We start from the raw sequence: 18,837 nt of genomic DNA, 5'->3' as shown, positions 1-18,837 counted from the left end.
CATGGGATACGGCTAGTTTTCCCCAATCTCTCCGATTGATGGCAAAAAAAAACGACACGCTTATCTTTGCGTGTCGCTGCTTGTTTGCTGCGGAATGGAAGACGTCTCTTTTTCTTCTTTGAGCGGAGGCTGCAGCGCTTCCTGAATAAACGCTTGCACCTTGTCCACGTCGGGAATCAATACCGAGCCGGCCCGATGAGATTCACGGAAAGTTCCCATCGGCGGCAGCTGATACTGCCCCGGCTGCTGCGTGTCCAGCGAAAGCCCCAATCCGGCCAGCTTCAACATATCCATAGAGCTGATGTTCGTCTGCACGTATGGAGTGATCTGTTTTAAAATGGAAGGAAGCTGAATCAGGGTCGTTCCGTTTTTCATCTGGCTGGCAAGAGCAGCCATCAGCTTGCGCTGCCGCTCTGTCCGGGTGTAGTCGGAAGTAGCGTCATGGCGGAAACGAACGTATTGCAGCGCTTTGGTTCCATCAAGCCGTTGCAGTCCTTTTTTCAGATCGATGTCATACATGCCTTTGTCTGTCGGGTCGCGGTAGCGCATGTTTTTTTCCACATCGATCTCCACACCGCCGACAGCATCGATCAGGTGCCTGAAGCCTTCAAAATCAGTAATGACATATCTGTCAACGGAAAGACCCGTCAGTTGGCTGACCGTTTCCATCGCCAATTCCGGTCCGCCCTCTACGATAGCAGCATTGATGCGTGAACTGCCGTGACCGGGTATCTCTACATACGTATCGCGCAAAATGGAAAACAAATCGTATCTTTTGGTCACCGGGTCAACGCTCACAAGCATCATGGAGTCTGAACGGGGAAGCCCATTGTTCTTCATGCCGCGCCGGTCTACCCCCATGAGGAGAATATTGACCCGGTCCTTTCCATCCCATACAGGCATCTCCGCTGCCTTGGTCGTCTCCCCCGGCTCCTGCCGATGTTCGATGACGTTGGGCGCTTGTATGTCTTCAGCAAACTGATAAAATGCGTATCCGTAATAACCTCCTGCCACAATGACGACGAGGAGAAGCATAAACAACAGTCGTTTTAATGTACGAATCAAGCATAACTCCACCTTTGTTTCTGTCTGAATGCGGTCAACTCCCACTTTGTCTAGTATACTCGAATCACGTCGAGATGGGGCAGCCTTTATTTGCCTGATGGCAGCTACTTTATAAACTTTTTGATTTACAATATTTAATAATTCAGCTATACTACTTCCAAAACGTACCGCAAAGGGGGAGGCCCAGCATGATTTCACCAAGGGCATGGCTCCACCGCTATCCCCGGGAAGCCTGGCTGTTTCTTGCCGCCAGCTTTCTCAACTCTTCCGGCAGTGCCTTTATGTGGCCCTTGACGACCTTATATGTCCATACCCAGCTGCACCGCTCCATGACCGAGGCCGGTTTTGTGCTCATGCTGCAATCGCTGGCAGGCATCGTCGGTCAATTTACCGGAGGATCCTTGTTTCATCGGGTCGGAGCCAAGCGGCTGATCGTAGGCTCACTCCTGCTGCAGGCTTGCTGTATGCTCGGAATCCTGCTTTTGGGCAACTGGTATCTATACATCGGATTTATGATCGGTCTTGGCTTTTTGTTTAACGTGTCGAATCCCGCTATCCAGGCGTTTATCGGCTTTCGCTGGAAGGAGCAGCGGCGTGAACTGTTCAACATCGTGTATGTGGGCAACAACCTCGGCATGGCCGTAGGTACCGCGCTGGCTGGCGTGATTGCGGCCATTTCCTTTCACTTTACGTTTTTGTTCAACAGTGTGAGCACGTTTCTTTTTGCCGGCTTTTTCTTTTTCTTCATGCGGAACATGTCTCACGATGAACTGGTCGGCTCGATGAGCGAAAAAACGGAAAAACGGAGCCAAGGCTCGATGCGGCTGCTTCTGCGTTATCAAATATACCTGTTTATGGCGCTTGGTTCTACCTTCATTTTCTTCTCCACGACCGTTTGGAACACGGGCGTCGCTCCCCACCTCACCTCGTCAGGCATGCCGCTGGCTGCCTACAGCTGGCTGTGGACGATCAACGGCATCGTCATATTTGCCGGACAGCCCGTCACCTCCTGGTTGAAAAGGCTGGTAAAGCAAAATCTGTCCTCCCAGCTTGTCGCCAGTGCCATCGCTTACGGCGGGGGATTCGGGTTTATGCTGTTCTTTCATGACAATTATGCGGCTTTTATCATCGGTATGATTATTACGACCTTTGGAGAAATGCTGATCGCTCCTACTGTCCCGACTTTTATCAGCGAGAAAACCGGGGAATCGGCCCCGTTTTATCTCGGAGCCGTAGGGGCCATTACATCAGGAGGCCGCTTGCTTGGACCGCTTTTTTTCGGGCAGATGTACGACGCGGGCGGGATTGTTCCTGCGCTTACGCTGGCGACAGTAGTCTCGTCGGCTGCAGTCGTGCTGTGTCTGATCCATGCATCGTTCCATCGGGAGCGAAAGGGACGTGTGGAGGCTTCCGGCAAAACTGATTCATGAAAGCAAAAGAACGCGGCATCATAAACTGCCTCTCCATTTGTTTCGATATGTCTAACAAATGAGGAGTAGTTCAATGACAATCCCGCGTTCTTTTTTGTGTATTTATAGTCAAGCTTGCTTCTCTTCTACTCTTCCCACGCCAGCTTCGGCTGCCGGTACCACTCTCCGGACATCCATTCGCCTGCTTTCCAGCGCAGCACATCCGCACGGACCAGCGGCATGATCTGTTGAAAGAAGCTGACCCGTTCGATGTCCGTCATCGGAACAAAACGATTCGCTGCGGCTACATCGGCTTCCAGCTCGTTCATTTTGCTGACGCCCAAGACGGCAGTCGATACAGGCAAGCTCCACGTATAGCGCAGCGCCTGCTCGGTCCAGGGGGCCAACTGTCCCAGCGCCATTACTTTCATGCCGATCACAGCGACCCCTTTTTCCACCGCCAGCGGCACGAACTCATGGGCAAAGCTGTAGATGAAATGATCAAGTGCGGATAGAGCGACCAAAGCGCTGTCAAACGGAAAACGGCGGATCGCTTCGGCGAGCAGCCGGGGGTCGGTATGTCCGCTGATGCTGAGCTTTCTGACCATTCCCTGTTCCCGCGCCTCGATCAGCGCTTCCAGCGCCCCGCCTTTGGCAAAAACGGCTTCCAGATCATGCGGCTGCATGACGTTATGCACCCGCCATTCATCCACGTAGTCTGTCCCGAGCCGCTTCAGACTGCCCTCCAAGTCTCGCAAAGCCAGATCCCTCGTACGGCCTCCGGTTTTTGTGGCGATCCACACCTTGTCCCGCAATCCGCGCAAGCCCAGCCCGACCCGCGATTCGGACTGTCCGTCGCTGTAGCTGGGTGCTGTATCAAAGTAATTGACTCCGAGCTCTACAGCGCGCCTGATGATCGCAATCGCCTGTTCCTCCGTGCAATCATGCTCGTCTACAATCCGCTGGGCGCCAAAGCCAAGCAAGGAAACCTGGTGGGAGTCTCGTCCAAACGAACGGGTAAGCATTGTTCTCATCCTTTCCAAGTGAAAAAGGGGCTACGATTTAACAAGACGCCCCCTTCGGAGCGTCTTGTTGACAGTCTGTTATGATGTGCTGCACGTTATCCGCAGTATTTGTCGTATGCGTCGGTCAGCAGCTTGGCGATGGTCGGCAAATCGTTGTTTTCGATCTGATGGCGCTCAATCATGGTCATGATTTTGCCGTCTTTCATCAAAGCAAAGGACGGAGAGGATGGCGGGTAGCCTTCGAAGTACTCGCGCGCTTTTGCCGTCGCTTCTTTATCTTGGCCCGCGAAGACCGTGTACAGATGGTCCGGCTTTTTCTCGTGGTTGATCGAATAAGCGACAGCCGGACGGGCAAGACCAGCCGCGCAGCCGCATACGGAGTTGACGACGACAAGAGCCGTCCCCTTCATTTCTGAAAAGGCTTTTTCAACTTCTTCCGCCGTTTTCAATTCGGTAAAACCTACACGTGTCAGCTCGTCACGCATCGGTTGAATGACTTGGCTCATATATGCCTCATAGGACATCATTTGGCATTCTCTCCTTTGTGGATCACGATTCACTTATCCCTATTATACCCTCTCTTGTGCCCAAGGAGAATGTCGGAAGTGCAAAAACACAAAAACACCTTGATCAGGTGTTTTTGTCCAGGCTTTGCTGTTCGTTTTTCATCCGGCTGAAGATCGTCGCCACGATTGGGCCGGAGATGTTGTGCCAAACGCTGAAGATCGCGCTCGGAACTGCAGCCAATGGGGAGAAATGGGCCGTGGCGATTGCTACGCCCAAGCCGGAGTTTTGCATGCCGACCTCGATGGAGATCGCTTTTTGTTTCGCTCTGTTCATGCCGAACAGTTTTCCAAACAAGTAGCCGAGCAAAAGTCCGAGACCATTGTGCAGCATGACGACGCCGAAAATAGCAAGACCGGTCGTCGCGATTTTTTGCTGGCTTCCGGCTACGACAGCTGCTACGATCGCAACGATGGCGATGGTGGAGACCAGCGGCAGTGCCTTTGCTCCCGCTTCCGCCGGTTTTTTGAACAACGTTTTGACGATAAATCCAAGAACGATCGGAATGATGACAATTTGCAGAATGGACCAGAGCAGGGCCAGCGCATCCACCGGTACCCATTGGCTTGCAAACAGCAGGATGAGCGCAGGCGTTACGATTGGCGCCAGCAGCGTGGTGACAGAAGTAACCGCTACAGACAACGGGACATCCCCTTTTGCCAGATACGTCATGACGTTGGAGGCAGTACCGCCCGGGCAGCAGCCGACGAGGATGACGCCGACAGCGATCTCAGGAGGAAGCTGCAATCCCTTCGCCAAGCCGAAAGCGAGCAGCGGCATGATCAGGAACTGTCCGAGTACGCCGACCGCTACGTCCTTGGGACGGCGGAACACTTCCCGGAAGTCGGACGGCGATACGGTTAACCCCATACCGAACATGATAATGCCGAGCAACGGCGTAATGTACTTTCCGATCCATTTGAATGCGTCGGGGGAAAAGAAGGCAAGGGCCGCAAACAACAGCACCCAGATGGCAAATGTTTTGCCGACGAAATTGCTTAACTTTTCTAACGATTCCACTTGTAGCACTCCTTAGTTTATGTATAATAAAAAAATTTATAGTTATTATAATTGACTGAATTTGAAATTGCCATCATGAAATGCAGTTTACGGGCTTTTTTTCGAGAGTACGTGTTGATGAAAACAACGTATGAAAGACTGCCATCGTCGGACCGCATGTTGAAAAGGCCATCGTCAAGTTAGTGTAATGACAATGGCCTTTCCTATTGAACAACCTTTTGGCGCTAGAATGTTCTTTCCTACACTTCCATGAGGATCGTCAGGATCATCGGGTTGCGGCCCGTTTTTTCGTAAATGAACGGCTTGATCACTTCGTTGATCTGGGATTTCAGCTCGGACCATTCCTTGATTTTCTTGTCCAGCGCTTCCTGCAGGCGCTGGCGGACGAGAACGGTCGCCTCCTGGATCAACGACTCGGATCCGCGCACGTAGACGAAGCCGCGGCTGACGATGTCGGGGCCGGTGAGAATCTTGAAGTTTTTCATATCCAGGCTGACTACGACGACCATCAAGCCATCCTCGGCCAAATGCTTGCGGTCCCTGAGCACGATGTTGCCCACGTCGCCCACTCCGCTGCCATCGATCAGGACGATGCCGGCCGGAACCTTGCTCAACCACGCCTTCTCGCGGGTGCAGTTCAGCACATCGCCGTTGTCCATGATAAAGATGTTGCTTTCCTCGATGCCGACCTGCTGGGCAAGCTTGGAATGAGTCTTCAGCATCCTGTACTCCCCGTGAATCGGGATGAAGTACTTCGGCCGGATAAAGTTGAGCATCAGCTTCAGCTCTTCGCTGCTTCCGTGGCCCGACGCGTGAATGTCAAAGGCCGAGTTGAGAACGACATTGGCTCCTGCCCGGTACAGCTTGTCTATCGTGCGGCTCACGTTGACCGTATTGCCGGGAATCGGCGACGCGGAAATGATCACCGTGTCCTCCGGGTAAATCGAAACACTGCGATGAGAGCCGGACGCGATCCGGGTTAGGGCTGCCATCGGCTCACCCTGGCTGCCTGTACAAATAATCAGCACCTGGTTGTCCGCGTAGTTGTCGATGTGCTTGATGTCGATCAGCATGCCCTCCGGCATAGTGATGTAGCCCAGCTCTTGTCCGATCAAAAACACCTTTTCCATGCTGCGCCCGATTACCGCCACTTTGCGGTTGCACTCGGCGGCGGCATCGACCACTTGCTGCAGACGATGCACATTAGACGCGAACGTAGCCAAAATAATACGGCCCCGCGCCTTTCTCACCACGTCCAGAATGCCTTCGCCTACAGTGCGCTCGGACATTGTAAAGCCGTAGCGCTCACTGTTCGTGCTGTCGGAGAGCAGCGCCAGCACATTTCCCGAGCTGCCGATCTTGGCAATCTTCCCGTACTCGGTTGTTTTTCCGACAGGGGTCATGTCGAACTTGAAGTCACCCGTGTGAACGACCAAGCCCTCCGGCGTCTCCAGCACGATTCCGAGCGAATCCGGAATGCTGTGATTGGTTCTGAAGAATGTGGCCTTCATGTTTTGGAACGGAATCTCCGTTTCCTCCGAGATCGGGATCAATTGGACCTCGTTTTGCATGCGGTGCTCTTCCAGCTTTGCCTTGACCAAGCCCAGGGTAAGGCGTCCGCCGTAGATCGGCATCTTGATCTGCTTCAGAATGTACGGAATGGCGCCGATGTGATCCTCATGGCCGTGTGTCAACAAGAGCGCCTTGATTTTGTGCTGATTGCTGATCAGGTAAGAAACGTCCGGAATGACCAGGTCGATCCCAAACATCTCATTTTCGGGGAATTTCACCCCACAGTCGATGATCACGATCTCGTCTTCATACTCGACACAGTACATATTTTTTCCGATTTCGCCGAGACCGCCCATCGCGAAAATCTTAACTTCGCTCAACTTCTTTCCTCCTACCTCAACGTGCATGTTTTGTTGGAAACCCGAACCAATGCATGCCATATTTATTGTATCACAACCCAGCACGTTCTTTTCATTCAGTCTAGCCAAAATGCATCCGAAAGGAAAGTCGGTCCGTCTGGATTCTACGTTTGCATACACGCTTTAAGCATACCACCTGCACATCCTACATAAGTATTATAAGTAACCCAAGCAAGACATAAGCTTTGATCCAACAACGGGGCGCTGGAATAAATTTACAAATGTCCGTTTTCATGATATCCTATTTAGGGTGCTTGCTTACTTTTTCCATGGATCAGCGAAAGATGCAAGTCCCACATATCCGGTCAAAAAAAGCGGGTGGTAGCGTGATGAAAAGGATTGCTGTGGCAGGAGCATGTACCCTGTTGGTAGCCGGGACACTCGGCTGGAATCACTCGACAACCAGTGCTGCAGAAGAAGAATTTACCGGAGAACTGCCGTTGGAACGATTTGCATATGACAAAAGCAAGGATTCTGACTCCCGGCCGATCAGCCCCAATTTCCTGAACTACAATGCCATTCCCGTGCGGATCATCATGGGCAATGACAAAACGGAAGCGTATGAAGACGCTGTTCGTTCAGTCGTTGCAAGCAAACAAAAGAACAGCGTAATTACCTCGCTCTACGTAAGCGACGATGAAGATGAGGGGTATGTGCTGGAGACGACGGAGGACGGCATTTCCTATGTGCATGTTCTGGAAAAGAACGGCGGAGACTGGGCGGTCGCCAGGGTGGAAAAGCTGGAGTGGAAGAAAAAGAAGCGCGGAGAATAGCGATAGTCGGTGAGCCTGTTTGCGTATGCGGATGGGCTCTTTTATTTTGGGGGGAAGGTGACTGACTATTGGAGACATGAATTTGAAAGGCCTGCTGGGTCGGGCTTTGGGGGGCAGGAGAAGAAAAGAATACTAGAGCTGCTCCGCTCCTGAACAAAATCGTCTTTTCATAAATAACAATCCCTCCCCTGCAAGGGCACGGCTGCAAGCCACGCACTGCACGGGAGGGATTGTTCATGTCGGGACGATATTGATGCTCGCCCTTAGATTTTTATCAGTCAGCCAGTTGAATCATTTCGTTCAGGATTTGGTCCATGTCCATATCGGACGCCATTCCGTAAGCGCGGCGCATTTTTCCGTCCTGATCGAGGAGGAAGATGCGGGCGGTGTGGACGTAGGAGCCGTCCGGCTGTTTCAGGGTCGCCATCCCGAAGTCTTTTGTCACCTTGTCGATGTCGGCCTGCTCTCCTCTGAGGAATTGCCAGCCGCTGAAATCGACGTTGAATTGCTCGGCGTATTTTTTCAGCACGTCCGCCGTATCGCGCTCGGGGTCAAACGTAATGGTGACGAATTCCACCTTGTTCCCGAAGCTTCTCTTTTCCTTCAGCTGCTCCTGCAGCTTGGACATATTGAACGTGGTCGCAGGGCAAATATCCGGGCAGTGGGTAAACATGAATTCCACCAGCCGTACCTTGCCGTTGTGCTCCGACAGCGTGTACTTCGTGCCGTCGATGTTGTCCAGCGAAAAGTCATTCACTTGCTTCAATACAGGCAGCTGGTTCTTTTGCCAGTATTGGTAGCCAAACACGGCGGCGATCAGCAGGATCAGCACTGCAGCTACCAGCGTAAACCAGTGCCGCTGCAAAAAGGTCGCCTGCTCCCGTTTTCCTTCACTCACGACAATCCTCTCCCTATCAATTGTTGCTTACCTGTTCTCTATTGCTCTGTCTCTCCCGGCCAAGCCAGCATTCCGCCTACCATATTGGCCGCGTCAAACCCGAGATTGGTCAAGTACTCGGTCGCCATGTGGCTGCGTGCTCCGCTCCGGCAGACGAGCACAACGGGCACGTCCTTGTCCAGCTCGTCTACGCGGTGCGGCAAAAAGCCGAGCGGAATCAGCCTGGCCTCCTTGATATGGCCGGCATTCCATTCTTCTACTTCACGCACATCTACGACTTGCAGCTCTTCTTTCGCCGCCAGCTTCTCCATCAGCTCCTGCGGGGTCATTTCCTTTACGCCTTGATCGCTCATCTGCAAACAGCCTCCTGTATGCTCAGGTTTTCACCTTGCTTTCACTGTCTCCCATCATACCATATGCGGACGCTATTTTTGAATCGGACGACCCTGCACGTACTTGGCGTCAAAAAGGAACAGCTTGAGCAGCAGCAAAAGCGACGGAATCAGCAGGAAAAGACCGGCGATCAGTCCGATCACCAGAGCCTTGCCCATCGCGGGGCTGTTGATGCTGTCCGTGATCGTAATGTACGGGTAGAGCAGGTACGGCAAATGGGCCATTCCATAGCCAAAGAACGCGAAGGCAAACTGCAGCATCACGAGAATGAACGCCCAGCCGTAGCTGCGCTTTTGCAACTGCAGGGCAAGCGCACCGCAAAAGCAGGCAAAGGACAAAAGGAACAGCCAGCTGATGTCCATCATCTTGTCAAAATGCTCCGGGTTGTGCCGGTGAATGGAAAGGAACACCAGGAAGCTGGCGAAGATCGTCGGCAGGCTCCAGGCAATCGCAAAGGAACGAAGCAGCTTGACCGCGGCTGTGTCTTTTGCCCGGTCCGCATAAAAGGTCAGGAAGCTCGCGCTGATGTACAGCACGCTCACCAGCGCAAGGGCTACGACCGACCACGAATACGAGCTGGTCAAAAGCTTGCCCATATTCAGGACGATTTCTCCGCCAGCCATCTGCTCGATATAGCCCCCTTCGGAAATTGTCAGGACCGTGGACAGGGAAGCCGGGATAAACAGCCCGGTCACGCCGTAGACGAACAAGTAGGCCGTGCTGTTGCGCGCTCCGTAATGGGCAAAGGCGTAGAACGACCCCCGGAGCGACTGCAGGACGAGAAAGATGCTGCCCGGTACAAGCAAGGCTGTTCCGTAGTAATACGCCGTATCCGGGAAAAACCCGATGAGCCCGACCATGAAGAAAATCAAAAAGACGTTCGTGACTTCCCACACAGGCGACAAATACCGTTCAATGATCGCGTTGACGATATGATCCCGCCGCGTGACTTTGCAGAAAAACGAGAAGAACCCCGCTCCGAAGTCAATCGACGCAATAATGATATAGCCGTACAAAAAGATCCACAGCACCGTAATGGCCAATGTTTCCAGAGCCATGTCGCATACCCTCCCTTCCCGCTACTTCAGCTCGGCTTCAATCGGCTTGTTCTTGAACATCCGCTTCAACACAAGCGAGCAAACGATGGCCAAAAATGCGTACAGAAGACTGAACATCACCAGCATCTCACCGACGTTGTCCGCCGTCGTAGCCGCGTGCTGCGTTTTCATGTAGCCGACGAGAATCCACGGCTGCCGCCCGATCTCCGAAAAAATCCAGCCCAGCTCGATGGCGAGAATTGAAAGCGGCGCTCCCCAGAAAATCGCATGCAACAGCGGCCTCGGGACGTTCCCCTTTTTCCAGCGGCGAACAGCAAAATAGAGAAGCGGCACAACCAGCATGTACATCCCGATCGCCACCATGCCGTCAAAGAAGTAGTGGATAACCAGAGGCGGCCAAAGCTCGCGAGGAATTAGATCCAGCCCCATCACTTCGCCGTTTGGCGAACCGGTCGCGAGAATGCTGAGCGCATAGGGCAGCTTCACGGCTCCCTTCACTTCAAGCGTCTCCCGGTCCAGAACGCCGCCAAAGATCAGCTCGGCCTGCGGCTTCGTCTCAAAGTGCCATTCTGCTGCTGCCAGCTTGGCCGGCTGGTATTTGGCCAGGTACTTTCCGGCAAAATCGCCGTACAGGGCCGTCCCGAAGGAAAAAAGCAGCGCCAGGGCCACCGTGAAGTGAAGCGCTTTGCGGTAGTACTCGTGACGGTTGCCTTTGAGCAGCTTCCATGCAGCGATGGCGGCAAGGATAAAAGCAGAAGTTGCATACGAGGACAGAATCATGTGCCCCGCCTTTGTCGGCGTAGCCGGGTTGAACATGGCCGTGAGCGGCTGCACGTCGACGATAGCGCCATTTGCGAGCGTAAAGCCCTGCGGCGCATTCATAAACGCGTTCACCGTCATGATGAAGAAGGCAGAGGCCGTCGAGCCAATCACGACCGGGATCGAGAACAACCAGTGGATATACGGATTTTTAAAGCGGTCCCAGGTATACAAATAGATCCCCAGGAAAATCGCTTCAAAGAAAAAGGCAAACGTCTCCAAAAACAGCGGCAGCGCAATCGCCTCGCCGGCCACCTTCATGAAGCTTGGCCAAAGCAGGCTGAGCTGAAGCCCGATACAGGTGCCTGTCACGACACCGACCGCAACGGTCACGGTAAAGCCCTTTACCCAGCGGCGGGCCATCAGCGTGTACATTGGATCTTTGCGCCGGATGCCCAGCCATTCGGCAATCGAAATGATTACGGGAATGCCTACGCCCATAGCGGCAAAAATGATGTGAAACCCAAGCGTCAACGAGGTCAAGATACGAGCCAGCATCGTGTTGTCCAGTTCCATACGTTGTCTCCCCTCCCGAAAACAACATTTTCACAGTGGTTATATGTGAATGTGATCACAATCCTCTTTATCATATGGCTTGTGCATGCATTATGCTGTGAACAACGAAGGACGAATTGGTTACGGAAAAACGGCGAATTGGTTACGAAAATAAGGCGATGCTCGGTCATCGGCCAAAGCGCCTCTGCTGTGGTATGATTTGAAGCAACGAAACGGAAAAGGAGTGGTTGGGATGTCCGCATTTTGCACGTGCTCTTTTACTCGTATTCAAGAGGGATGGGGATCATAACTTCTTGTCTTCATTCAGAAAATTGTTTCCCTGTCCCCTCTTCATCTGAATGAACAGAAAGCAGGACAAACAGGGGGAATTTGATCATGAGCATGGAGATTTTCTTTGACATTCACAGCAATCTGCCCCGGGAAGGCCCCGGAAACAATGATTCGACCCGAAAAGCTTTTTCGTATGTCAAAAACATTCCGGGCGATGCTCGCATTCTCGATGTTGGCTGCGGTCCGGGCATGCAGACCATGGAGCTGGCAAAGCTTTCGGACGGCCCGATAACGGCAGTCGATACGCATCAGCCGTTTCTGGACGAACTGGCCCGGCGAGCTGCGGAAGCAGGGGTTTCCCATCGGATAACGCCTGTAAATGCCTCGATGTTTGCGTTGCCCTTTGAGCCTCTTTCCTTTGACGTGATCTGGTCGGAGGGAGCGATCTACATCATGGGCTTTGGCGAAGGGCTGCGGGCATGGCGTCCTCTGCTGAAATCAGGAGGATACCTGGCTGCAACAGAGCTTTGCTGGCTTCGGGATGAACGTCCTGACGAAGTGGAGCGGTTTTGGGCTGAGGCTTACCCGAGCATGAAAACGGTTGAACAAAACCTGCGGATAATCGCTGAGGCAGGCTACACCTTGCAGGAGCATTTTGTTCTGCCGGATTCGGCCTGGTGGGATGACTACTATGAACCGATGCGTGAGCGGATCAGTCATCTGCAGGATCGGTACAAGAACGACCGGGACGCGCTCGCGACGCTGAAAGAAGCCAGCCGGGAAGTTGAGCTGTACCGAAAGTATTCCAGCTATTACGGCTACGTGTTTTACGTGATGCAAAAGAGCGATTCAATCGACTGAGATGATCGCTGTTTGTAACAGACAAAGGGAAAGCCTCTAGCTCTCCTCTTTTTTCTCAGGCAACTTGTCCCAGATGACGATGTTTAGCGTGGCGATCGGTTCCAAAAAAAGCGCCCAAATTGCCAAGCGCTTGGCAATTTCTACGCCACAAAAAACGAAGAAAAACGGAGCTAGAGCGAGATCGCACTTTTTTGACAAAAACCCATTTTGTTCACGCCTGGCGGACAATTCTTATCGATCGCCAGGGCGTTAATTGCCGAAAACGGCAAAAAACGGCCGAAAATGGAGATTCGAACACAAGGTGACATAATACCGATATTTATTCAGCACCCTAGCGTAACTGACACAAATTTATGTAAGAAGATCCAGCATAGCGAAGCTTTTGAAAAAACCCCTTTGTCAATAGAGATTGAACTGTGACCCGTAAGATGGACACTTTAAAAAAGTGACCCTCTTGCGGGTCACAGTTCAAAAAGGGGGGATTAGTCATTTCTTCATGGTTTTCAGTTCTTTACACAAACGCTGCTGACTCATCAATACTCCAAACAGTGTAGCTCCTGACAGAAGAAGTAAAACTGTTATGATTGTGGCCATGTTCATTTCCTCCTTATCATTTGATATAATTGTGAGCAGAAAGAAATCGCCATTTTCTTTCTGCTATTTATTTTTCCAGGGAAGGATCGGATACTTCGGATTCTTCTTTTTTTTGACTTTCTTGCTCTTTGTTAGCTTGTAAGGACACGTTTACTATGTCCCGTATTTGAATGGTTAAACTTACATGTCGGTAAATAATGCAGATGGCTAAAACTGCAACAAGTCCAGCAATTATGGTGATCGTTGTTTCATTCATCCTTCCTCCTCCTTTTCTCTGATCATGATGAGATCAGTTCCAAAACTGCTAAATGTAAACTTTGCAGACTATCTTCGAGTGGCATACGTATAAACCACGTCATTTTTTCTAGTTCGGGTTGTAAGTATTTTAGTAAGGCTTCCTGCGCTTCCCGATTTCCTCGTTGCGCATCATGCACCAATTTGCAAAAGACATCATCTTCCAGCATTACGTTCCTCCTTTAGGCAAAGACAATTTTTTTATGAAGTCTTTGTAATCCTTGTACTTTGCAGGCGTGGAGTCGAGAACGGGAGATACGGAGTTCTTGCGCTACTTCACGTTCCGTTCTCCCTTCAATCACCACTCGTTGAATGATGAACCTCTCACGTTCAGGTAAGCTGTTGAGCAGTTCTTCGACAAATAACTGGGAATCAATCGAGTCGTGGTACGGAACTTCCTTGTGATCGTCAAGGAACATTTCCCGCCGATACTGCTTTTTGGCTTGGTATTGTAACTTCCAAGCCGTCCGTTTGATCTGCTGAAGAAATTGAACTTTTGTCCATGTCTGTTTTGGCATAGAATCCCCCCACCTACTAGGTACAAAAAGGGGGGTTTTTGCTCACCTTCTCTCTATAAATTTTTATAAAAGCAGGAACACACGTTCTATTTTACCAAATTTTATGTGATTAACCGAGACCTTTTTCCTGTCACTAGTAGAATATTTTTGGGGAATATTGGTTTGTAAACAATTCGAATTGTCACATAAAACAATTCTTTTCATTTGTAACTTTTTACCTTTTCCTGCGTCTAAAAAGGTGAGGCTACAAAAAAGGATATGGAGGGTGTTTCATTTGAAAAAACTAGCGTTCGTTCTTCCTGTTGCTTTATCCGTTACACTTGGATGGTCAGGATCAATTTCCCCCGTTTTTGCTGAAACGGTTGCTCCAGCACAAGCTGCACAAAAACAAGGCACTATTGAGCATATGAAAGTAGTACGAGTTGATGGAGTTACCATTGCCGTATATGATACTTGGTTTAATCCAAAGAACGGATCGCAACGAAACGACTATCTTTACTTCTATGAGGATACTAGGGATATTAAGAAAGATACCAGATTCAGTAACGAGGAATCTTCTTTGTTTCAAAGAACAGCTAACAATTATAAAGATAAGCGTTGGACATCCGTCGAGGCTGTAGAGTTGAACGGAAAACAAGTGGAAGTGTTAAAGGCGAATAATAATGCAAAGGGTAACCCTGCTTACCATATGGCCTATATCGACAAATCTACTGGTATGCCAATAAAAGTAGAGGACTATAACAGCAATAACGAAGTTATGGCGGTCTATCTATACTTTTTTGATTATGTTCATGAAATAGGTGACAGGTTTATAGAGGAAAAGTAAAAAGCGCGATTTCTCGCGCCTTTTTTATTACGATCGGTAGAAATCTTCAATTGCATCTAGCAGCCCCGGAGTTCCCGTCACAACTTCAAGCGTATTTCCGTAAAACACGATTGGCACATCATTGATAAGCGGGCTAAAAGTGTCAATGTAATCATTAAAGATTGCCCTCTTGCTCTTGTTGAAATCGCTATCGCCTTCCATGTTCACACCGATGAAGGCCGTAGCGGATGAGCGTTTACCACCAGCAACTGGATCTCCATATACGTCCACGACTTCATCATTACGGGCACTCCTATAAACCAAGTTCACATTCTTATCAGGAGCCGAGTGATAATATGTTGCTGGTTGAATACAAATAACATCAAAAATATTGGTGCGATTAGCGATAACTCCTATATTGTGAGCAATATTTTCCCTGTTTGCACCATAGCCATAGTATGGGCACCACATAAAGTATCTTTCATAAGTGTTGCGAATACGATAAGACAGATCATTCAACAGTTTCACCATCGGATTTGAGGTTGGTCTGGAACTGTCAAGTTTCTCCTGAATCGGATAAATGGCTTCTGTACTGAAGTAAAAACCTGCAAAATCCTTATCCCAATATGTTTGTCCCAACCGATCAACGATTGTACTTTTCACTTGTTTCATATAATCTACATAGTCAGAATAGAATTCGTCCGCCTTCTCGATAGTAGATGAATTGTTGTGAAGCATAGGGAGGGAAATGTACATTTCCTCTCCAGCAATGTCTGATCGCTTCCACACTCTTAGAAAATCCTCCAAATAGCTAATGGATTTCGAAATGACTTGCGCTCGATGTGATTTAGATTTCAGACGGTCAAACCTCGTGCTTGCATCATCCGGATGTCCGAGGTGAATAATATACACGTTAAGCCTTCGACCGTCGAGTGCGTTAAGCATACTTGTAGTTACGTTATAACCGTCGCCTGTATAAATGTGTAATCCTCGAATGCGGTTCAGTGCTATCATAATGCAAAGTCCTCCTTGTTTTTGTAAGAGATAAACGACTTTTTGACCGGTCATCTTGTCGCTTTCACTTACTAGGTAAAATACAAGGAAATTTGCTCACTCTTTTTTTTGAACAGGTAAGGGATTGGCGTGGAATAATTGATCGACGTGAGGGGAAAAAAGTGAGGAATAAAGGTGAATTAGTCATGTTCCCCTCCAAAACTCAGCTACCGCATTATTCTGAGGAACTGGAAAAAGAGAAGGAAGAAAACGACAAATTTATCAGGGACCTTCGTGTTAGGGTTGAAGATATCATGAAAAGACAAGAGCTATGCAGGCCATCTTCACGAGAACAACACCAATAGGCCAGGGGAGCTACTCCCTAGCCTCAACACAGGATATTGTGCATATGTATACCTATACCTGCCTCTCGTTATGGCCCGTACGCAGCCATCGACCGGTGCAAAAATGCGCAAGGAAAAGCATCCATCACTAGGGCGCCCACTTCGAACAGGAACCTTGCAGTAACGGATTCGCCAAAATCAACTGAATATATTCAAAGCAATAAAAAAAGCCGGAGGCCTGTGCTTCCGCTCCGATTTTTTCCTTGCGCCAGTCCCGCATTGATCAAGGACAAGGTTTCCCAGCCTACTGCAAACTCATTTTCCATGGCTCTTTCCTTTCCTCCTTATTGTTGCTGTGAGGAAAAACAAAAAGCCCAAGAGCGTACACCACCCGAAACAGCTCCTCCCCACCCTCCAGATGCAGAGAAAAGACCATACGATAGCAGCGTTCTCGAAATCACAGAAAAACCACCAATTTAGTCGGAAATTTGATTGACCTTCCGAAATTGTCCCCTTATAATACCAAATAAGCGCTATAAGAAAATTGCAAACATTTCATCAAGAGTGGTGGAGGGACAGGCCCGATGAAACCCGGCAACCTGCGCAAGGACGCATGGTGCCAAATCCTGCAGAATCGCTGATTCTGAGAGATGAAACCGCCCGGCATGTCCGAAGCCTTCCCCTCTCAGGAGAAGGCTTCGTTTTCTTTATATCTTTTGACGAGAGGAAGAGATGCCCATGTCAGACCAGCAACAGTGGAAACCGGAAACCCTTGCCCTGCACGGCGGCCAATCCGTCGATCCTGTGACAGGATCGCGAGCAGTGCCGATCTACCAGACGACGTCCTATGTGTTCCGCGATACGGAGCATGCGGCCAACCTGTTTGGCCTCAAGGAGCCAGGCAACATTTACACGCGGATCATGAATCCGACGCAGGATGTATTTGAACAGCGCGTTGCCCTTTTGGAGGGCGGGGTCGGGGCACTTGCCACTTCGTCCGGCCAGGCTGCGATTACATTCGCCATCCTGAACATCGCCCAGGCGGGTGACGAGATCGTCTCCTCCAGCAACCTGTACGGCGGCACCTACAATCTGTTTGCCCATACACTGGGCAGACTGGGGATCAAGATTCATTTCGTCGATCCGTCCGATCCGGAGAATTTCCGGGCCAAGATCAACGAAAATACGAAAGCTCTTTTCACCGAAACAATCGGAAATCCGCGAATTGACGTCGCCGATATCGAAGCGATTGCGGCCATCGCCCACGAAAACGGAGTTCCGCTGATCGTAGACAATACGTTTGCCACGCCGCTGCTTTGCCGACCGTTTGACTACGGTGCCGATATTGTCGTTCACTCCACGACCAAGTTTATTGGCGGACACGGCACCGCGATCGGAGGAATCGTCGTCGATTCCGGCAAGTTTGACTGGAACAACGGAAAGTTCCCCGGGTTGACCACACCGGACCCGAGCTACCACGGCGTCGTCTACACGGAGGCTGTCGGACCGCTTGCCTACATTATCAAAGCGCGCGTGCAGCTCCAGCGCGATATCGGCGCGGCCGTGGCTCCTTTCAATTCCTTTTTGTTCCTGCAAGGGCTGGAGACGCTTCACCTGCGGATTGAACGCCACAGCCAAAACGCATTGGCGGTAGCCCGCTATCTTCAGCAGCATCCCGCGGTCGAGTGGGTCAACTACCCTGGCCTGGAGGACAGTCCTTACCACGAACTCGCGAAAAAGTACCTGCCGAAAGGAGCGGGAGCAATCCTCACCTTTGGCATTCGCGGCGGTGTTGCCGAGGGCAAAAAGCTGATCGAGTCGGTGAAGCTGTTCTCCCATTTGGCAAACGTCGGCGATTCCAAGTCGCTCATCATCCACCCGGCTAGCACCACTCATCAGCAAATGAACGAATCCGAGCAGCTTGCTGCCGGTGTGACCCCTGGCATGATCCGCATTTCCGTCGGTACGGAAGCCATCGACGACATCATCGCTGATCTGGAGCAGGCACTCCATGCGGCGGTAGCGGTCAGCAAGGTGTAGCTGAACATTTAACGAGCCGGGAACAGCCTTTTTCCTGAACCCGCCATAGCAAAAGGGACGACCCTCTGTCGCGAATGACGCGGACGATGGTCTTCCCTTTTTCCTTTTCCTTGGCAGAGGGGCCAAGGTGAGCTCAAATAGATTTATAGTAAAAAACAGTTGCATGCAATTCCCCATCCGCCGATCTGGCGTAGTCAGGGATGCGGCCCGCTTCCTTATATCCGAGTGAGGCATAGAGCAGGTTGGAAGGATCTCCTTCTCTCGTGTCGAGAACAAGGAGCGTCCGCCCCGCCTGCTTCGCCCTCGCCTCCGCTGCTTGCATCAATCTGCGGCCGATTCCCTTGCGGCGATAATCCGGATGGGCCATCAGTTTGGCGATTTCCGCCCTGTGTCTGCCGTTTTGCTTCGTGGATGCATGCAACTGGACGCTTCCGACAATCTCATTGTTGATTTTGGCCACAAGCAGAATGACCCCGGGCTGCAATACGTTCTCCCAGTACCGCCTTGCCTCTGCCTGCTCCATCGGCGGGAGAAAACCGACAGACGCACCATCCTCGACAACCTTTACCAAAATCTCCGAAAGCCTCTCAACATGCTCGGCAATGCGATTGCATTCTTCAACCTCTACTTCACGAAACATAGCAGAC

Annotated in this window: 19 protein-coding genes and 1 riboswitch; of the genes, 5 read left to right on the top strand and 14 right to left on the bottom strand. The window is 50.8% G+C overall.

The annotated features are described in order from the left end of the window. Positions 1–60: 60 nt before the first annotated feature. Entirely contained in the window at positions 61–1,062 is a 1,002-nt protein-coding gene (locus tag NST96_RS03150; RefSeq protein WP_051925506.1) for an LCP family protein, read from the bottom strand. A 191-nt stretch (positions 1,063–1,253) separates the two neighbouring features. Between NST96_RS03150 and NST96_RS03145 the strand changes: the two genes are divergently transcribed. Beyond that, positions 1,254–2,495 (top strand): MFS transporter, encoded by a 1,242-nt coding sequence (locus tag NST96_RS03145; RefSeq protein ID WP_122958054.1) that lies wholly within the window; start codon positions 1,254–1,256, stop codon positions 2,493–2,495. A gap of 125 nt (positions 2,496–2,620) precedes the next feature. Here NST96_RS03145 and NST96_RS03140 read toward each other — a convergent pair whose 3' ends face one another. The 4 genes from NST96_RS03140 to NST96_RS03125 all read right to left on the bottom strand — a co-directional run bounded on the left by NST96_RS03140 (position 2,621) and on the right by NST96_RS03125 (position 7,002). Continuing rightward, positions 2,621–3,499 carry an aldo/keto reductase gene (locus tag NST96_RS03140; protein WP_122958055.1) on the bottom strand — a complete coding sequence of 293 codons (879 nt, stop codon included), beginning with the start codon at positions 3,497–3,499 and terminating at the stop codon, positions 2,621–2,623. 95 nt (positions 3,500–3,594) lie between these two features. After that, complete coding sequence (locus NST96_RS03135) at positions 3,595–4,026, bottom strand: BrxA/BrxB family bacilliredoxin (RefSeq protein WP_003389830.1); 432 nt, start codon at positions 4,024–4,026, stop codon at positions 3,595–3,597. Between the two features lie 103 nt (positions 4,027–4,129). Beyond that, positions 4,130–5,083 (bottom strand): bile acid:sodium symporter family protein, encoded by a 954-nt coding sequence (locus tag NST96_RS03130; protein ID WP_024984011.1) that lies wholly within the window; start codon positions 5,081–5,083, stop codon positions 4,130–4,132. A gap of 239 nt (positions 5,084–5,322) precedes the next feature. Further along, a complete protein-coding gene (locus NST96_RS03125; RefSeq protein ID WP_031932584.1) occupies positions 5,323–7,002 on the bottom strand; it encodes a ribonuclease J in 1,680 nt (559 codons plus the stop codon). A gap of 341 nt (positions 7,003–7,343) precedes the next feature. On the opposite strand from NST96_RS03125, the gene NST96_RS03120 reads away from it, so the two are divergent. Beyond that, the gene (locus NST96_RS03120) at positions 7,344–7,787 is read left to right on the top strand and encodes a hypothetical protein (protein WP_003389833.1); all 444 of its coding nucleotides are present in this window, start codon (positions 7,344–7,346) and stop codon (positions 7,785–7,787) included. A gap of 274 nt (positions 7,788–8,061) precedes the next feature. Here the strand turns inward: NST96_RS03120 and NST96_RS03115 are convergent, their stop codons facing one another. From NST96_RS03115 to NST96_RS03100, 4 genes are all read right to left on the bottom strand, one after another. Beyond that, entirely contained in the window at positions 8,062–8,685 is a 624-nt protein-coding gene (locus tag NST96_RS03115) for an SCO family protein (protein ID WP_024983795.1), read from the bottom strand. Between the two features lie 38 nt (positions 8,686–8,723). After that, positions 8,724–9,038 (bottom strand): rhodanese-like domain-containing protein, encoded by a 315-nt coding sequence (locus tag NST96_RS03110; protein WP_003389835.1) that lies wholly within the window; start codon positions 9,036–9,038, stop codon positions 8,724–8,726. A 72-nt stretch (positions 9,039–9,110) separates the two neighbouring features. Beyond that, complete coding sequence (locus NST96_RS03105) at positions 9,111–10,136, bottom strand: cytochrome d ubiquinol oxidase subunit II (RefSeq protein ID WP_003389836.1); 1,026 nt, start codon at positions 10,134–10,136, stop codon at positions 9,111–9,113. 21 nt (positions 10,137–10,157) lie between these two features. Beyond that, positions 10,158–11,471: a cytochrome ubiquinol oxidase subunit I gene (locus NST96_RS03100; protein ID WP_342405543.1), complete on the bottom strand. Its 1,314-nt coding sequence runs from the start codon at positions 11,469–11,471 to the stop codon at positions 10,158–10,160. Positions 11,472–11,846: 375 nt separating this feature from the next. Here NST96_RS03100 and NST96_RS03095 point away from each other — a divergent pair, with 375 nt between their 5' ends. Beyond that, positions 11,847–12,602 carry a class I SAM-dependent methyltransferase gene (locus NST96_RS03095; RefSeq protein ID WP_122958059.1) on the top strand — a complete coding sequence of 252 codons (756 nt, stop codon included), beginning with the start codon at positions 11,847–11,849 and terminating at the stop codon, positions 12,600–12,602. Positions 12,603–13,263: 661 nt separating this feature from the next. Here NST96_RS03095 and NST96_RS03090 read toward each other — a convergent pair. The 3 genes from NST96_RS03090 to NST96_RS03080 are packed head-to-tail and all read right to left on the bottom strand — an operon-like array spanning position 13,264 to position 14,008. Next, positions 13,264–13,452, bottom strand: a complete 189-nt coding sequence (locus NST96_RS03090; protein ID WP_024983798.1) for a hypothetical protein — start codon at positions 13,450–13,452, stop codon at positions 13,264–13,266. A gap of 22 nt (positions 13,453–13,474) precedes the next feature. Beyond that, the gene (locus NST96_RS03085) at positions 13,475–13,660 is read right to left on the bottom strand and encodes a hypothetical protein (protein WP_024983799.1); all 186 of its coding nucleotides are present in this window, start codon (positions 13,658–13,660) and stop codon (positions 13,475–13,477) included. Between the two features lie 12 nt (positions 13,661–13,672). Then, the gene (locus NST96_RS03080; protein ID WP_024983800.1) at positions 13,673–14,008 is read right to left on the bottom strand and encodes a sigma factor-like helix-turn-helix DNA-binding protein; all 336 of its coding nucleotides are present in this window, start codon (positions 14,006–14,008) and stop codon (positions 13,673–13,675) included. Positions 14,009–14,282: 274 nt separating this feature from the next. Between NST96_RS03080 and NST96_RS03075 the strand changes: the two genes are divergently transcribed. Next, positions 14,283–14,834, top strand: coding sequence for a hypothetical protein (locus NST96_RS03075; RefSeq protein WP_024983801.1), 552 nt, complete (start codon positions 14,283–14,285; stop codon positions 14,832–14,834). Between the two features lie 27 nt (positions 14,835–14,861). Here NST96_RS03075 and NST96_RS03070 read toward each other — a convergent pair whose 3' ends face one another. Further along, positions 14,862–15,827, bottom strand: coding sequence for a hypothetical protein (locus NST96_RS03070; RefSeq protein ID WP_024983355.1), 966 nt, complete (start codon positions 15,825–15,827; stop codon positions 14,862–14,864). An 875-nt stretch (positions 15,828–16,702) separates the two neighbouring features. Continuing rightward, positions 16,703–16,807, top strand: a riboswitch (SAM riboswitch). A gap of 81 nt (positions 16,808–16,888) precedes the next feature. Between NST96_RS03070 and NST96_RS03065 the strand changes: the two genes are divergently transcribed. Then, positions 16,889–18,190, top strand: coding sequence for a homocysteine synthase (locus NST96_RS03065; protein ID WP_342405542.1), 1,302 nt, complete (start codon positions 16,889–16,891; stop codon positions 18,188–18,190). A 133-nt stretch (positions 18,191–18,323) separates the two neighbouring features. Here the strand turns inward: NST96_RS03065 and NST96_RS03060 are convergent, their stop codons facing one another. After that, on the bottom strand, positions 18,324–18,830 hold the full coding sequence (locus NST96_RS03060; RefSeq protein WP_003389842.1) for a GNAT family N-acetyltransferase: 507 nt from the start codon (positions 18,828–18,830) through the stop codon (positions 18,324–18,326). Positions 18,831–18,837: the final 7 nt, after the last annotated feature.

It is taken from the genome of Brevibacillus sp. FSL K6-2834, assembly GCF_038592925.1.
Taxonomy (GTDB): domain Bacteria; phylum Bacillota; class Bacilli; order Brevibacillales; family Brevibacillaceae; genus Brevibacillus; species Brevibacillus borstelensis.
The sequence above is the reverse complement of the archived record's forward strand: the minus strand, read 5'-3'. Positions and strand labels throughout refer to the sequence as shown.

Coding starts and splice junctions, on each gene's coding strand:
- NST96_RS03070 (WP_024983355.1), bottom strand. CDS start 15,827: ATGATAGCACTGAACCGCATTCGAGGATTACACATTTATACAGGCGAC.
- NST96_RS03060 (WP_003389842.1), bottom strand. CDS start 18,830: ATGTTTCGTGAAGTAGAGGTTGAAGAATGCAATCGCATTGCCGAGCAT.
- NST96_RS03140 (WP_122958055.1), bottom strand. CDS start 3,499: ATGCTTACCCGTTCGTTTGGACGAGACTCCCACCAGGTTTCCTTGCTT.
- NST96_RS03095 (WP_122958059.1), top strand. CDS start 11,847: ATGAGCATGGAGATTTTCTTTGACATTCACAGCAATCTGCCCCGGGAA.
- NST96_RS03100 (WP_342405543.1), bottom strand. CDS start 11,471: ATGGAACTGGACAACACGATGCTGGCTCGTATCTTGACCTCGTTGACG.
- NST96_RS03145 (WP_122958054.1), top strand. CDS start 1,254: ATGATTTCACCAAGGGCATGGCTCCACCGCTATCCCCGGGAAGCCTGG.
- NST96_RS03105 (WP_003389836.1), bottom strand. CDS start 10,136: ATGGCTCTGGAAACATTGGCCATTACGGTGCTGTGGATCTTTTTGTAC.
- NST96_RS03120 (WP_003389833.1), top strand. CDS start 7,344: ATGAAAAGGATTGCTGTGGCAGGAGCATGTACCCTGTTGGTAGCCGGG.
- NST96_RS03125 (WP_031932584.1), bottom strand. CDS start 7,002: ATGCACGTTGAGGTAGGAGGAAAGAAGTTGAGCGAAGTTAAGATTTTC.
- NST96_RS03065 (WP_342405542.1), top strand. CDS start 16,889: ATGTCAGACCAGCAACAGTGGAAACCGGAAACCCTTGCCCTGCACGGC.
- NST96_RS03085 (WP_024983799.1), bottom strand. CDS start 13,660: ATGCTGGAAGATGATGTCTTTTGCAAATTGGTGCATGATGCGCAACGA.
- NST96_RS03135 (WP_003389830.1), bottom strand. CDS start 4,026: ATGATGTCCTATGAGGCATATATGAGCCAAGTCATTCAACCGATGCGT.
- NST96_RS03110 (WP_003389835.1), bottom strand. CDS start 9,038: ATGAGCGATCAAGGCGTAAAGGAAATGACCCCGCAGGAGCTGATGGAG.
- NST96_RS03080 (WP_024983800.1), bottom strand. CDS start 14,008: ATGCCAAAACAGACATGGACAAAAGTTCAATTTCTTCAGCAGATCAAA.
- NST96_RS03090 (WP_024983798.1), bottom strand. CDS start 13,452: ATGAATGAAACAACGATCACCATAATTGCTGGACTTGTTGCAGTTTTA.